The organism is Listeria sp. Marseille-Q6474 (genome assembly GCF_946902005.1).
Lineage (GTDB): Bacteria > Bacillota > Bacilli > Lactobacillales > Listeriaceae > Listeria > Listeria innocua.
Genome location: NZ_CAMPPS010000001.1, coordinates 1,053,477 through 1,068,007 on the forward strand (window position 1 = coordinate 1,053,477; position 14,531 = coordinate 1,068,007).

Here is a 14,531-nt window from a genome sequence, read left to right on the forward strand (position 1 = left end):
CATATTAAAGAGGAGTGGATTTTATGAGTAATGAGTATAAATTCGAAACAATTCAAGTACACGGCGGACATACACCGGACGGAGATACGCATTCTAGAGCTGTGCCAATTTATCAAACAACATCGTATACATTTGATAGCCCAGAACATGCCGCAGCCTTATTTGGTTTACAGGAAACTGGAAATATTTATACACGAATTATGAATCCGACTACAGCTGTTTTAGAAGAACGATTAACTTTACTTGAAGGTGGCATTGGCGCTGTTGCAACGGCTTCTGGCATGGCCGCTATTACTTACTCGATTTTAAATATTGCTGGTTCCGGAGATCATATCGTCGCAGCAGCAACGCTTTATGGTGGCACACACACTCTTTTCTCTCATACATTTAAAACATTTGGCATTGATGTTACTTTTGTAGACCCTAACGAACCTGAAAATTTTGAAAAAGCAATTAAAGAAAATACGAAAGCCGTATTCATTGAAACGATTGGGAATCCTGATATTAATATTATTGATATTGAAAAAGTAGCTGAGATAGCGCACGCATCGGATGTCCCGCTAATTGTTGATAATACTTTTGCGACCGCTTATTTAAATCGCCCATTTGATTTTGGCGCAGATATTGTCGTTTACTCGGCAACGAAATTTATCGGTGGTCACGGGGTTGCAATTGGTGGCGCTGTTATTGACTCCGGTAAATTTAACTGGGCAAATGGGAAGTTTCCAAAACTCGTTGTACCTGATGATAGTTATAACGGGCTGTCTTATACAAATGATGTTGGTGCAGCGGCCTATATTACCAAGCTCCGTGTCTCGCTCCTTCGTGACACTGGTGCCGCACTTTCCCCGTTCAACGCCTTCTTGCTCATTTTAGGGCTAGAAACATTATCTTTACGACTTGAGCAACACGTGAAAAATGCGAAACAAGTAGCGAATTTCTTAAATGACCATCCAAAAGTTGCTTGGGTTAATTATCCTGGCTTAAAAGACAACAAATACCACGATTTAGCGCAAAAATATTTACCAAAAGGACCCGGTTCCATTTTCACTTTTGGCGTTAAGGGTGGTTACGCGGCTGGGAAAAAGGTTATCGAATCTGTGGAGTTATTCTCACATCTAGCAAATGTGGGTGATGCCAAGTCGCTTATAATCCACCCAGCATCAACGACTCATCAACAACTAAGCGAAGAACAACAATTAACAGCTGGCGTTAAACCAGAATCCATCCGTCTTTCTATCGGAATCGAAAATGCGGATGATATTATTCAAGATTTAACGAAAGCACTAGAGCAAATTTAGGAGGAAGTGAAGAGAAGTGACCTTACAGCAAAAAGAACTATTTCAAAAAAGTCCTCTTCTACTTGAAAACGGGGAAACATTAAGTCCAGTTTTAGTTGGCTATGAAACGTATGGGACACTTTCTGCCTCACGCGATAATTGTATTTTGTTAGAACATGCGCTCACTGGGACGGCACATGCGGCGAAACATTTTGAAGATGACGCCCCTGGTTGGTGGGATGATTATATTGGTCCGGGGAAAACGATTGATACAGACAAATATTTTCTTGTTTGTACGAATGTATTTGGTGGTTGTAGTGGAACGACTGGCCCCTCCTCTATTAATCCAAAAACAGGCGAGCCTTTCCGGTTACAATTTCCCGGATTTTCAATTAAAGATATTATTAAAGTGCAGCGTGAACTTTTGGAGCAACTTGGGGTTACGAGGATTGTTTCGGTAATTGGGGGTTCGATGGGTGGAATGCAAGCTACTGAATGGGCGATTGATTATGCCGATATAACAGATAGCATTATCAACATCGCCTCCCCGCTCGCTGCCGGACCTGATGCGATTGGCTATAACTTAATTATGCGGATGGCGATTCTGAATGATCCCGATTTTAATGGCGGCAACTATATTGGTCAACCTGAGGGCGGGCTTGCTACTGCGAGAATGGTTGGAATGATGACTTACCGGACGAGCGAACTTTTCTCCAAGCGGTTTGAACGTTTCACTGTCGCCGAGTCTTCGCCTGCCGCTTTCTCAAAAGAGCATTTTCAAATTGAATCGTATTTACAATATCAAGGGGATACTTTTGTCGAGCGGTTTGACGCGAATAGTTATCTATATTTAACAAAGGCGATTGATTTATTTGACGTTACGGCTCCCGCAAAAGATGATTTACCCGCTTTTTCAAAAATTAAAATTCCGTATTTGCTGATTGGCATTACGACCGATCAGCTTTTCCGAATTCACGATTTGCGCCGTGGTTATGAGCTTTTAAAAGAATGGGATGTGCCGGTTACTTATCATGAAGTGGCCTCTGAATACGGTCATGACGCTTTTCTAGTTGAAAAGGAAGTACCGAAGTTCGAGCCACTCATTCGGTCATTTTTAAGCAATTTACCTGTTAAAAGCATATAAAAAAAGTTACCTCGGAAAATTTCTGAGGTAACTTTTTTATTAGTCTTTATAAATTGATTTCGTTCGGTTAAGCCACGCATAGCCTAGTCCGATAACAAGGCCACCACCTACAAAATTCCCAAGTAAAGCAAGGACTAAATTGACGGTCACATTGCCCGCTGTCATTGCAGCAAGTGTTCCACCAGAAGCGAAAAATGCTAATGAGAATGATGAGAAGTTGGCGATAACGTGCTCGAATCCTAAGAAGGCAAAGATGAAAATAATGAAAATCATCGCAATGACTTTACCAGCATCATCTTTCATTCGAAGTGTACAAAGCACGGCCGTATTTACAACAATATTGGCGAAAATACCTTCTACAAAAATTTGTAATGGCGCTTTTTCAAGTTTACCGCTAACGGCAGTAAATAAGAAATGGTCAGCAGGTAAATTATGGAAAACAGATGTCAGAGAAACTAAGTACCCTGCAAGAATTCCACCCAATAAATTACAAACAATACATAAAATCAAAATTTGTAATGCTTTTCCAGGTTTAACAATTTTTTGATAAACACCTGTTGTCATATACATCATGTTAGAAGTACCCAGCTCAGCATTCATATAAATAATCATAACGAGCGACCAACTAAACATAAATGCATAGGTGATTTTACCAAGTCCAGGTGCAAAATGATCGACTTTATCACCAATCATTACAGCGACCGCAGTCCCTAGTGTTAAGAATAAACATGCTAACATCGCGCGCACAATATAACGAAGAATACTATTATTTACTAAATCAATTTTTTTGCGCGTACTATAATCAATTTTCTGCATTAATGGACTACTTTCAACATCCAAATTATTTCATCTCCAAACAAAAAATTTTCTTGTGAAATTCACAACTTGTTTATTGTAGCATGTTTTTAATTTGATGCAAATAGTTTTCAGAAAATAAAAATGAGTTAAGCGTTACCATCTTGAAAAAAGTTTCTATCTGACTGTTTTATGTTGTTTATTTCCCCATTTTATCCTTATTAAAACAAAAAAGAGAACAGATTTCTCTGTCCTCGTTTAACTGATTTATTTTCCAAACCAATGTTTTTTAGCAGAATCTTTTGCTTTTCCTTCTGTTTCTTGAGCGCTTTTAATTTCTTCGGCCACAATTGCTTCATCCATGCGTTGTACACGACCATGTAACTCATCCATTACAACATCGTTTACATTAGCTAATTCTTGCTCTGTCGCAATTAAGATAACGCCTGTCGAACCTTCTGGAATTGTTTTTAACGTTCTTTCAAATACGGATAGAGCGTTTTTCACTTCGCCAGCATCTTGCATGGAACCAACGATAGCTCCAACCATCCAACCAATCAAAATACCAAATGGTCCACCTAAAATACCAATTAGCATACCAATAAGGCTATCTTTCATGTTTTTATCGGCACCAGTAAAATCAAGAAAATCTTGTGCAACAAGTTTATTTCCTGGCTCATGTTTTACAACTGCCATTTGATAACCAATGATTTTGCGCTCTTGGTGCAATCTTTTCATTTCAGAGAAAGCTTGATAAGAAATACTTTCTTCATCGAAATTCATAATTAACACTGTTTTTTCTTTTTTCATCTGTTGTACCCCTCTCGCCTCATAAGTATTGTATTTAGGCATGTTATTTCATACCCAACTCTTATTCTACTCGCACTAGTCGGCAAATAGCAATTAATAGCACCTTCCTACTTAAATCAGTTCTTTTACAGACCTTTTTTACCAATAAAAGGGAAGAATTTAGAGGTTTTTTGGGCATAAGCTTGAAAGTCTTCGCGGTCTTGGTATTTTTTTTCAAGTAGTGGGACGCCGGACACAAATAGTAATAATAAAGTGATAACAATAGGACTAGTAATCAGCCAAAGATCTGTTATTTGTGTTAATGCGACTAAAAATACACCCCACCAACTAAGAGCTTCACCGAAATAATTAGGATGTCTTGTAACAGACCAAAAACCTGTCGTTAGTAGTTTTCCTTTATTAGCTGGGTTCTTTTTAAAGTTTTCTAACTGGAGGTCGCCACCAACTTCAAACACAAAACCGATAATCCATATTACAATTCCTGCGATTTGCCACCAAGTAAATTCCGCTGATTCATTAGCAAAAGTATGCGTGATTGGTAAAGCAATAATAAATAAGAGAACACCTTGCAAAACGAAAACATTTAAAAAGGCTTTTAAATTAACCAATGTCGTTCCCCAGCGTTTGCGCATATTAACGTAGCGATAATCTTCTGGCTTGTTCCAATTTCTACGTGCTAAATGCCAAAATAAACGTACACCCCATAAAGTAACTAAAATAAGAATCGTCAAACTTTGCATCGTTACACTAAAAGTAGTTAAAAACCCGGTCCAAGCAACAACAACAAATCCCCCGCCCCAAGCAATATCTACTAGTGAATATTTACCTTTTATTTTTGAAATGATAAACCATAGCACAAAATAGACAAGTAAAGCGAGTGCTACTATCCAATACATCATATTGTTTCCTCCTTTTTAATCCCTGCGACCGCGACACTAGAAAGTCCGGCACTGATTGCAATTGCAGCTGAACTATCCACTAAATAGCTATTTCCTCCTATTTTCGCCTCAAGTTCTTTCTGCCAAAGTTTCGCGTCACGTTCTGAAGAAACATGCGTAATAGCAAGCTCTTTCAGTTGTAATTTTGCAACTTTTTTAATGATTTTTTTCATACTTTGTTTTTGACTAAATGACACACCTATCAATTTCCCTTCGCCATTTCTGTCCAGACTGACAATTGGATATAATGAAAGTTTCTGTGCCAACTTGCCTAAAATTCGCGGTATCCGACCAGACTCAACCATTGGCGCCAAATCAGCCACTGCAACATAAATGAATGTCTGAGCAGTTAACTGTTCGATTTTCTGAGTAACTTCATCAAAAGGCTTTCCAGTTTCCACTAACTCCACTGCTTGCTTTACTAAAAGCCCTTGAGCAACGGAATTCAACTTGGAATCAATAACGCGAATCCATTCCGGCGACAAATCGCGCGCTTTAATTCGTTGCTTGATTAGTTGATACGTCCCGCTTAATTTAGCTGAAACTGCAATAACTAGTACATGTTGATACTTATTTTCTAAGAACGATAATAATGCATCGACTGTTCGAATGGTAGGTTGCGCCGTGCTCATTTTATGTTGCTGCGTTAGTTTTTGTTGTATCAAAGTTGGTCCAACTGTTAATTTATCGAGAAAATTTTCTTCCCCGGCTAAAATATTCATCGGTAAAACGTGCACTTGATGTTCTAACAAGAAATCTTCGGGTAAATCAGCAATCGAATCGGTTACAATCGCGATGTTTGCTCGTGGATTTTTTGTTACCTCATATTGAAGCCGCATATCATCTACTTTTTGATAAGTCATTTTTCCAAATTCTGATAGTAAACTTAATATTTCTTGTGGTTCATTTGTATGAATGTGTATTTTTGTTTGTTTTTCATTGCCTGCAATCACTAAGGAATCCCCTTTTGGCGCAAGGATTTCACGTAATGTTTGATGGGAAATGGTCGCTTCTTTAATAATAAATTCAGAACAATAGCGATAAATCGGTTCACTTGTCTCAAAATGAGTGTGTTCTTGCGGTGTTTCCTGCTCCACATAATTATTTGGCGTAGAAACTGTTCCCCCACAATACGCATTGGTCAGCCCGGCAATGAAATAATAAAAACCTTTCGCCCCAGAATCGACTAACCGGTTCTTACGTAAAATAGCCATTTGAAATTCTGTATTAATTAACGCTTGTTCCGCAACTCTTTGCGCATTTAAGAGCGATTGTTGAAAAGAACGTTCTTGCTCATATGTCCCAGCAAGCGCCTCAGACCAAGCCTTCATCACCGATAAAATAGTACCTTCTTTTGGATCTAATAACGCTTCATAGGCTTTATGAACTGCTTTTTGAAACGCTTCGACTAATCCATCAAAGGTAGATTCCAAATGATGATAGCTTTCTGCAACCGCATTTAAATATTGGGCAAAAATCATTCCAGAATTGCCACGTGCTCCTATCAGTGCTGCGCTGGCCACTTCTTCAAGTAGTTCTTTCGTGGAATATTCTCGTGGCGAAACATTATCAATAATCGCTTGCATTAAAGAAGCTAAATTACTTCCTGTATCACCATCTGCTACGGGAAAAATATTAATTCGATTTAGCTCATCTTTTTTACTAATTACTTCAGCTGCCCCGTTCAACATGCTTTGTAATAGAAGCCTGCTCTCCGACTCCTTCAAAGCGAACCTCCTCCTGAGAAGAAATGCAGATTAATAAAGTAGACAATTACGGAAGTCACAGTCGTCACAGCCGTTCCCCAAACGAGATCAATAATGGTCATCGTAATCGGCCAATCTTTTAATGTTGCTAGGTTCGTCAAATCGTACGTAGCGTAACAAACTAAACCAAATAATGCTCCGGCTAAAATCGTATAACCTAAGCTACCTTTCTCCGTTCCAGGCATTAATACGAAAAAAGTAACCCCAACTACATAAATAAAATAAAAAATTACTGCTGGAGCAAGCCTTACATCCCCCATTAACTCCCCGATAAACTGCTGATACATTTTCTTAGAAGCTACGAGTAACCAAAAAAGATCAAAAACTAAGAAAACTACAGCACTCGTTACAAATAGCTTTAAAAATTGCGCCATTCCGACTCCCCCTTATCACTTGATAAGTGAATTTTAACATACCTAGGTTCTTACTCCTAAAAGATTGCTCAAGACTCACTCTTCTTACTTTCTACCATAAAAAAATCAATCATTTAACGCAATGATTGATTCATTATCTATATATTTCCCCTAGAATGCTCCTTGCTAAACTCATATCGCGCAATTGCTAATTTTCGCCGCTCTTTATGATCAATAATCGGAAGTGGATAATCTTTTCCTAAAATCAAACTATGCTCTTTTTGCTCTGTTTCAGACATTTTTTCTGGTTGATGAATGAATTTATTAGGCAAATCCTGTAATTCCTTTACATATTTCCGAATAAATGAACCATCTGGATCAAATTTTTCCGATTGGGTTGTTGGATTAAAAATTCTAAAATACGGTACTGCATCTGTTCCAGTCGAAGCCGCCCACTGCCAACCACCAATATTACTCGCTGGGGCATAATCAATTAGCATCTGTTGAAAATATTTTTCGCCAAAACGCCAATCAATCAGTAAATCCTTCGTTAAAAAGGAAGCCGTAATCATTCTTAGCCGATTATGCATCCAGCCGGTTTCTTTTAATTGGCGCATCGCAGCATCGACAAGCGGAAAACCGGTTTGCCCGTCTTGCCACTTCTTGAAAAATTCGCGATTATTCTCCCATTCAATAAAACGATAATTTTCTTGAATAGGCTCGTTTTTTTGCTTTGGAAAAGAAACATAAATCATATTATAAAAGTCGCGCCAACAAAGTTCTTTTTCGAATGTTGCACGTCCTTCTGTAGCTTCTTCTTTTTGAAGCGCCTGCCAAACCGTACGAATCGAAATCTCTCCCGTTCGTAAATAGCGTGATAAATGACTCGTTTTATCAAGCGCTGGGACGTCTCTTGCTTTGTCATAGTCTGCTAAATCTTCTTTTACAAAGTTTGCAAGTCTCGTATTCGCTGCTTTTTCACCGGAATCAAAGGCTGGTAAATCTTGAATCAGTTCTCTAAACTGTTCCTCATATTTTGGAAATAAGCTTTCTTTCCTAATTTTTTCTGGTTTTAAAGTGACTTTTAAAGGCATTTCCTTTATTTCTTCGCGCCATTTTTTGTAGTAAGGAGTGAAGATTTTGTAGTATTCAGTGGCGGATTTTTTCACTTCTTCGGCTGAATGAAGGTAACTATCGTGATAGCTGTGAACTGTGATTTCCTTATCAGCAAACAATGCTCGGGCAGCCTCGTCTCGACTCGCTCCGTAGCCTGTTTCATCGCGGTTGAAGAAAACTTTATCCCAAGTTGGTATTTTTTCTTTTAACTGTTTTAAGAGCTCGATTGGCTCGCCAAACATGATTTGCAAATGGGTGTTTCTATTTAGCTCTTGTTGGAAATGAGCTACACTCGCGAAAAATGCTTGGTGACTAGGGCTTCCTTTGATAAATTGTTCTGGATTTACTTGAAATAACAAAATTAAATCTTCTTCTTTACAGGCATGATAGAGAGCTTTATTATCATTTACTCGAAGATCTCTACGAAACCACATTACTGAAGTCATTTGCTCCCACCTTTCGCATATTACTTATCGTTATTATACGAGAAACGACTGGATATAGAAAAACAAAGGGCTTATAACGCAAAAAACCTGTTAACTTTAATTAACAGGTTTTCTACGGAGCATCCGTCAATGTCCATTCAATTGTTGTCTCATAGTCCTCATTAGTATAAGCGTGAGCCGCGTCTGCTTCTACAAGGATGCCTTGATTTTCTGCCCACGTAATGGGAACAATCATGTCATCCGTCGCATTGGACTGGTAAATAGTAATCGGTTCTTCTGAAAGCGGCTTTTTCTCACCATTGTTATCAACGAAAATAAGCCCATTTGGTAACGTGTGTGCTGGATTCGTTGTTGAAGTTAGCGGTGATTTCACTGATGCTGTCACGCTGAACTTGCTACCTGCTCCTCGTGAATCAAGTACAGATAAATCAAAATCCGTGTTTCGTTTCGCGATACTTTTTTGATTATTAAGTTCGGTTGATTCAAAAGACATAGTTGCTGGCACATGGTTGAATTTCAGCTCACCAGTTACTTGAATGGTAATTTCTTTTGTCAAAGTTCCAATTTGGATGGTGGCTGTGTAGGTTCCGGTTTCTTTTTTTAGATTTGTGCTTGTTACTTTCACATCTGGCGTTAAATCTTTACCGGTTACGATATTGAATGCTTTTGCTTCCGATTTATCTAGAATGAATTGTTTCACTTCTTCATCATTAAGATTAATAAGGTCTTTTACATTTACGGAAAAATCTTTTGCTCGTAATGCTTGCTCATCTTGAATTTCTGTCAAATCATCTTTAATAAAAACTGGCACATGAATATCAGCGTAATTATTCGCCTTGTCTTCTAATCTAACAATGGCTTCTGTTGGTCCAAAAACATTCGTATCTGGTTCATTTAGTATGGTAATAGTAACACCTTCACCTGTCGTACCATCTGAGTGATCAGTAATGTTCGTAACTAAATGGTGTGCATCTGGGAGCGAATCCCCTATGTTTAATACTTGCGGAACAGCATCTCCGCTTGGAGGAGTCACATCTTTTACAGTTACTGGATCTAATGTAATTCGCTTTTGGTCTTGTGTAATTGTTGTTACTAGATCGGTGTAAGGTTTAATAAAGCCATTCGGGATAGCAATTCGATAATTGCCCGTGTCATCTGCTTGTCCTGATAATAGCTTGTTTTCACCATTTTCTGTATACGCAATATTAACAAATGCATTTGGTGTCGCTGTTCCGGTGACTTCACTTTCTCCATCCGTCACTGGATTTATCGTTCCTTCAAGGCGCCCCATCGCAATCATACGCGCCGTATTTTGATTGAAATTAGTTGGCGTCATTCCAGCATTAGTAGACAGAATTTTTGTTGTTGTTCCTGAATAAGTTAGACTCCCAGTAACATTTTCCCCACTCGGTAAATTAAAAATTTGTGCTGGTTGGTCTGTCCTATCAATTGCTCCAGCTGTATTCCAGTAATTTACCAATTGTGCGTCTAAATTAAATGTATTTGCATAAGGCCAGTAAAACATCGGCGTATTACTATTCGTCGCAACCAAAAAGCTTAGAGGATCCTGAATATCTAATTTCGCGGTTGCATTATAAAATTGGATAATATAGCCAGTTCCGCCTGTTTTATTTAAAATTAAGCGAGCATTTGGACTGACGGTAATATTATCCGCTGACCAAAGAAGTGGATTAGAGCCAGCCGTTTTTGTCATTGTCACATCGGCGCCCTCAGCAATTTTAACCGCCCCACCTGGTGTATCACGAAAAATATTATTGTTAGAGGTAATATTTAATTTCGCATTCTTTTTTACATCAATATCAATTGGTTTTGTGCCTGAGCGATAAAACATCCCTGTCCCGTTAGAAAGCACGGTTACATCTGCATTTTCTTCAACTGTAAAAGTATTGACATCAGCTGTTCCACCACCAAACCAAAACGCACTATTCGCATTGCCGCTTGCGTGATTAATATTTAGTTTTCCAGAAACGTTTACTCCTTTAATTTCCGCAACTTCATTTACTGCTGCTGATCCGCTTACAACGGAGGCAATCGTTATATCATTTGTCCCTTTGAAATTAGCTATTCCATTTAGATTATAAATCATTTGCGGACCTTGATAATGAACATTTTCATAGTTTTGAACGACGTCTTTTGCAGCCCCGTAAACCGAAATAGTTCCATAGTAGTTTTTCCCAATAACATTGATATCTTTTAACGTGGTTTCTTTTGTGCCTGTATTTGTGTTAACTGTGATGACACTGCTCTGCGCCCCAGATGATGCCATTGTCTCTGTTAACGTGTGAATTTCACCAGTTGCTGGATTTTTTCCTGATAAAGTAAAAGTTTTTTTCGAAGCTGGGATGATAATACCTCCAGATAATTCAACATCTGCTCCTAAATAAACAGTATCAATCCCGTTATCTTCTGAAATGGCAGCTTTCAGTTCCGCGAAATTAGTGACTACCGCTTCATTTGCTGCTAAATTATCACTACCCGTTTCAGCATCTACTACTAGGTTAAAACTTAGAAAAAGAGCCGCTATGGTCAATACAATCATTAATTTTTTGAAAGCCAATGTGCCAGCTCCTTTCTTTATTTTTCTTGGTTATTTTTTCGTTTTCTAATTACTAGAATAATAATTAATACTATAAGTAAAACACCGGCAGCAAGCGCAACATACAGCCACTGGCTCGTTTGTTTCAAATTCACTGCTTCTTTATTTAAGTCTTGATCTTTTTTACCAATCGTAAATGTTTCATCCCAATTCCAAGTTTCCACGCCATTTGTAGCAGTCATTTTTAATCTATATTTACCTTCTTTTAACGGTTTATTCTCCCAATCAATCCCGAAGTCAAAATTGGAATTTGGTGCCATCGTCATATCTGCCTTTTTAGTTTGGTAAAGCATTTTATTCGAGCCATCTTGATACACTTTTGCATCAATGCTTAGATTTTTGATAATAACTGGTTGGTCGTTTTGTAATTTGGCAACTATCGCTGTGTGATAATTGATAAGAGTTGGTTTAATACTTAATAAATTCATATGTGGTTTGACTTGTTTGTCGGTTTCAGATAACTGCATACCAACAATATAGGAATATTCATTTTTAAGTGAGACACCTTTTGTTTTTTTGGTCTCCGTTTGATTTTTCTTTTTGAACTGTACTGCGCCCAAAACAACTCCATCGATTGATTCGTCTGGCATTTCAATCGTAACTTGAACGGTTTTTTTGCCATTCACAGGTATCGTTAGAAGTTTTTGGTCGTCTGGTATTGTAGCTAATGCGGGTAATGGGTACTTCAGGCTTTTGTCTTTTTTAGAAAGGTCATTTTTCGTGTAATCAATCACACCAGTTTGGTTGGTTGACGCGTAATTGATTGATGCTTCTACTTGAATTTCTTCATTTGAACTATTCATTACATCTATTTCTACTGTTTGCTTTTGGTTTGGTTTCATTTTTAAGTCAAAGTAGGTTTGTTTTTTGTCTATTTGATTGGCGGGAATATTAGCTTGAACGGAATAGCCGACATCTCCCTCCGCTGCTTTTGCTTCTGTAAAATTGCCGAACGTCACTAATAATGGAACAAGGAATAATATGCTAAGAAAACTTTTTTTCAATTAAACCTTCCTTTCATCGTCTTTAATAAAAATTTTGCGTCTAGAAATGAAATTCTAAACGCAAATTTTTTAAACACCTGGTGCGTCAGATAGTGTCCATGTAATTGTTGCTTCATGGTCTCCTAGAGTTGCACTTCCTGCTGGTATCGTTAACTTAACATTGTCATTTAAGCTAGCTGCATCATTAGGTGTCGCGCCAAACCAACGATTAATCCAAGTCCCCATACCTTCAGATTCTTTTGCCGAAACAACATTTACAATTGAAGTTCCGTCGGCCGGTAGTTCTACTGTTTGAACAGCAGTTGGCGTTGTTGCCGTTGTACTTGAAGAAACTGTTTCTCCGTTTTTAAATGATAGTTTAGCTCCTGATAGTGAAGCTGCTCCATCCTCGTCTTTAAAGGCAGTTGCTGTTGCAGTAACCTTCCAACCAGCACCTGTTCCGCGGCGGTCAGATACTTGAATAAACGGTTTTCTTGAAGTGGAAGAATAGCTTTGTTCCGAAGTGGATACTTCATGTTCCCCGAAATTCACAGAAGATACATAATCCATTGTTAGCGAACCAGTATTTCCAGTTCCCGGATCAGTCGGATTACTTGGGTCTAATGGATCTATCGGTTTCGTTGGATCTTCTGGGTCAACCGGATTAACTACCCCAGTTCCTGCTTTAAATTTAATTGATGCTTTTGAATCCCCTTCTGAAGATACTGCAAAAGCAGACGGTGCAAAAAGTGTGACTGAAGTTATGCCAATTAATCCTACAATTAATGTTTTTTTGAAAATCATTTTGTTTCTCCTTTCGTCATGCGTTATCTTTATATTATGACGAAAAGAGCTTCAAAAATATGTACAACTTATGAAAAATAATAAATTTTATCACATTCTTTTTAGTAAACGTTAAAAATTTTACATAAAAACCGCTCTATTATCGGACTCATCTTGTAAAGAAAAAAATTATGTCTTTTCTGTGAACACTTTTAATCATCAAAAAAAGAGCCCTATTAAGCTAGAAAATACCTTTCTAACTAATAGAACTCTTGTTAGTTTTATTCTTTTTCTTCAGGGGGCGTTACAACATACTCACTCTCAGGTTGTTCTCCGTAAAGCCCTGAAACTCGTTTGAACCAAATAAATACATGTGTTACAACTACTTTAAGCACAGCATAACCTGGTACTGCAAAGATAACTCCGAGTATACCGAAAAGATTTCCGGCTACTAAAATAACGAATAAAATTGTAATAGGGTGTACTTTTAATGTTTTACCCATTACTTGAGGCGAAATAAATTTACCTTCTAATAATTGAACAACACACCATACAATAATTAATTTAATTAATAACCAAGGAGAAGTTACAATTGCGATAATAATAGCTGGTGTAATTGCGATTGCCGGTCCTAGATATGGAACAATGCTAGTACATGCGGCAATGATCGCAAGCGTTAATGCATATGGTAAGCCAATAATTAAATAACCGATAAATAACAGAATACCAATACATAAACTAACAATAATTTGTCCACGAATATAAGAACTAATTTGGTGGTTTGCTTCACCAAGTACTTGGCGAGTATGCGCACGACCATTTACAGGCAACATTTTTAATAGGAAATCTGGTAATTTTTTCCCATCTTTTAATAAGTAAAATAATACAAGCGGTGTAGTTACGATTGCTAATACTACTTCGGTAACCGTTCCAACAATACTTCCAATACTTGTAATCGCGCTATTAATAACGGAAGTTCCTTTAGTCGAAAGAGTTTTCATAATATCGCTCATATTAGTGCTTAATTTATCTTTTATTTGATCAAACAAGCTCGAACGACTAAATTCGTCAAATTTTTGGGTGATTTGATCCCAATAACCTGGGAAAGATTTAAATAAGCTAACAATTTGATCTTTCACTGCTGGAATAACAAAACTAAATAATAGAATGATTAAACCGATAATTACTAAGTATAACAAGGCAATTGCCCAGCCTCGCTTCCACTTTTTTTTCTCAAGCCAGTCAATTATTGGGTTAAATAAGTAATAGGAAATCCCCGCTAAAATAATTGGCGCAGCAACGGTTTTAAGAATTACCATTAGTGGATCAAAAATAAAGGCAATCTTCGTTAATACATAAATATCAAGCGCTACTAGCAAGAAAATTAATAATCCTAGTACAAACTTGTTCTCAATAAAAAACTGTTTGAATTTTGTTAATGTCCCCTTCACTTTTCCACCTTCTTTTGTCTAAATTTATTTTTGTTTGTTACTATTATAT

12 protein-coding genes are annotated in these 14,531 nt (G+C 37.6%); 2 read left to right on the forward strand and 10 right to left on the reverse strand.

Features of this window, described 5'->3' with window-relative positions; genetic code table 11:
- The first annotated feature begins 23 nt into the window (after positions 1-23).
- Together OC533_RS05335 and metX are read left to right on the forward strand one after the other, a co-directional pair.
- A complete protein-coding gene (locus OC533_RS05335) occupies positions 24-1,301 on the forward strand; it encodes an O-acetylhomoserine aminocarboxypropyltransferase/cysteine synthase family protein (protein ID WP_003770756.1) in 1,278 nt (425 codons plus the stop codon).
- A gap of 16 nt (positions 1,302-1,317) precedes the next feature.
- Positions 1,318-2,424 carry a homoserine O-acetyltransferase gene (gene metX / locus OC533_RS05340; protein ID WP_003770754.1) on the forward strand — a complete coding sequence of 369 codons (1,107 nt, stop codon included), beginning with the start codon at positions 1,318-1,320 and terminating at the stop codon, positions 2,422-2,424.
- Between the two features lie 39 nt (positions 2,425-2,463).
- Here metX and OC533_RS05345 read toward each other — a convergent pair whose 3' ends face one another.
- The 10 genes from OC533_RS05345 to OC533_RS05390 form a co-directional block, all read right to left on the reverse strand.
- Complete coding sequence (locus OC533_RS05345; RefSeq protein ID WP_003760764.1) at positions 2,464-3,264, reverse strand: formate/nitrite transporter family protein; 801 nt, start codon at positions 3,262-3,264, stop codon at positions 2,464-2,466.
- Between the two features lie 222 nt (positions 3,265-3,486).
- Positions 3,487-4,029 carry a DUF1269 domain-containing protein gene (locus OC533_RS05350; protein WP_003760760.1) on the reverse strand — a complete coding sequence of 181 codons (543 nt, stop codon included), beginning with the start codon at positions 4,027-4,029 and terminating at the stop codon, positions 3,487-3,489.
- Positions 4,030-4,154: 125 nt separating this feature from the next.
- Positions 4,155-4,925, reverse strand: coding sequence for a DUF1295 domain-containing protein (locus tag OC533_RS05355; RefSeq protein ID WP_185505353.1), 771 nt, complete (start codon positions 4,923-4,925; stop codon positions 4,155-4,157).
- Positions 4,925-6,658 (reverse strand): DAK2 domain-containing protein, encoded by a 1,734-nt coding sequence (locus OC533_RS05360; RefSeq protein WP_194323542.1) that lies wholly within the window; start codon positions 6,656-6,658, stop codon positions 4,925-4,927. Before OC533_RS05360 ends, OC533_RS05355 begins: the two co-directional genes overlap by 1 nt.
- Positions 6,659-6,690: 32 nt before the next feature.
- The gene (locus tag OC533_RS05365) at positions 6,691-7,107 is read right to left on the reverse strand and encodes a DUF2177 family protein (RefSeq protein WP_194323247.1); all 417 of its coding nucleotides are present in this window, start codon (positions 7,105-7,107) and stop codon (positions 6,691-6,693) included.
- Positions 7,108-7,244: 137 nt separating this feature from the next.
- Positions 7,245-8,648, reverse strand: a complete 1,404-nt coding sequence (locus tag OC533_RS05370) for a cryptochrome/photolyase family protein (RefSeq protein ID WP_194323246.1) — start codon at positions 8,646-8,648, stop codon at positions 7,245-7,247.
- A gap of 112 nt (positions 8,649-8,760) precedes the next feature.
- On the reverse strand, positions 8,761-11,226 hold the full coding sequence (locus OC533_RS05375; protein WP_194323245.1) for a hypothetical protein: 2,466 nt from the start codon (positions 11,224-11,226) through the stop codon (positions 8,761-8,763).
- Positions 11,227-11,243: 17 nt separating this feature from the next.
- Positions 11,244-12,269, reverse strand: a complete 1,026-nt coding sequence (locus OC533_RS05380; RefSeq protein ID WP_185590207.1) for a DUF916 and DUF3324 domain-containing protein — start codon at positions 12,267-12,269, stop codon at positions 11,244-11,246.
- Positions 12,270-12,338: 69 nt separating this feature from the next.
- Entirely contained in the window at positions 12,339-13,052 is a 714-nt protein-coding gene (locus OC533_RS05385) for a WxL domain-containing protein (RefSeq protein ID WP_194323244.1), read from the reverse strand.
- A gap of 260 nt (positions 13,053-13,312) precedes the next feature.
- Positions 13,313-14,482, reverse strand: a complete 1,170-nt coding sequence (locus OC533_RS05390) for an AI-2E family transporter (RefSeq protein WP_003760732.1) — start codon at positions 14,480-14,482, stop codon at positions 13,313-13,315.
- Positions 14,483-14,531 lie beyond the last annotated feature (49 nt).

Bases quoted from the DNA above. Each gene is read 5' to 3' on its own strand.
- OC533_RS05335 (WP_003770756.1), top strand. From the start codon at position 24: ATGAGTAATGAGTATAAATTCGAAACAATTCAAGTACACGGCGGACAT.
- OC533_RS05350 (WP_003760760.1), bottom strand. From the start codon at position 4,029: ATGAAAAAAGAAAAAACAGTGTTAATTATGAATTTCGATGAAGAAAGT.
- OC533_RS05355 (WP_185505353.1), bottom strand. From the start codon at position 4,925: ATGTATTGGATAGTAGCACTCGCTTTACTTGTCTATTTTGTGCTATGG.
- OC533_RS05360 (WP_194323542.1), bottom strand. From the start codon at position 6,658: ATGTTGAACGGGGCAGCTGAAGTAATTAGTAAAAAAGATGAGCTAAAT.
- OC533_RS05365 (WP_194323247.1), bottom strand. From the start codon at position 7,107: ATGGCGCAATTTTTAAAGCTATTTGTAACGAGTGCTGTAGTTTTCTTA.
- OC533_RS05370 (WP_194323246.1), bottom strand. From the start codon at position 8,648: ATGACTTCAGTAATGTGGTTTCGTAGAGATCTTCGAGTAAATGATAAT.
- OC533_RS05385 (WP_194323244.1), bottom strand. From the start codon at position 13,052: ATGATTTTCAAAAAAACATTAATTGTAGGATTAATTGGCATAACTTCA.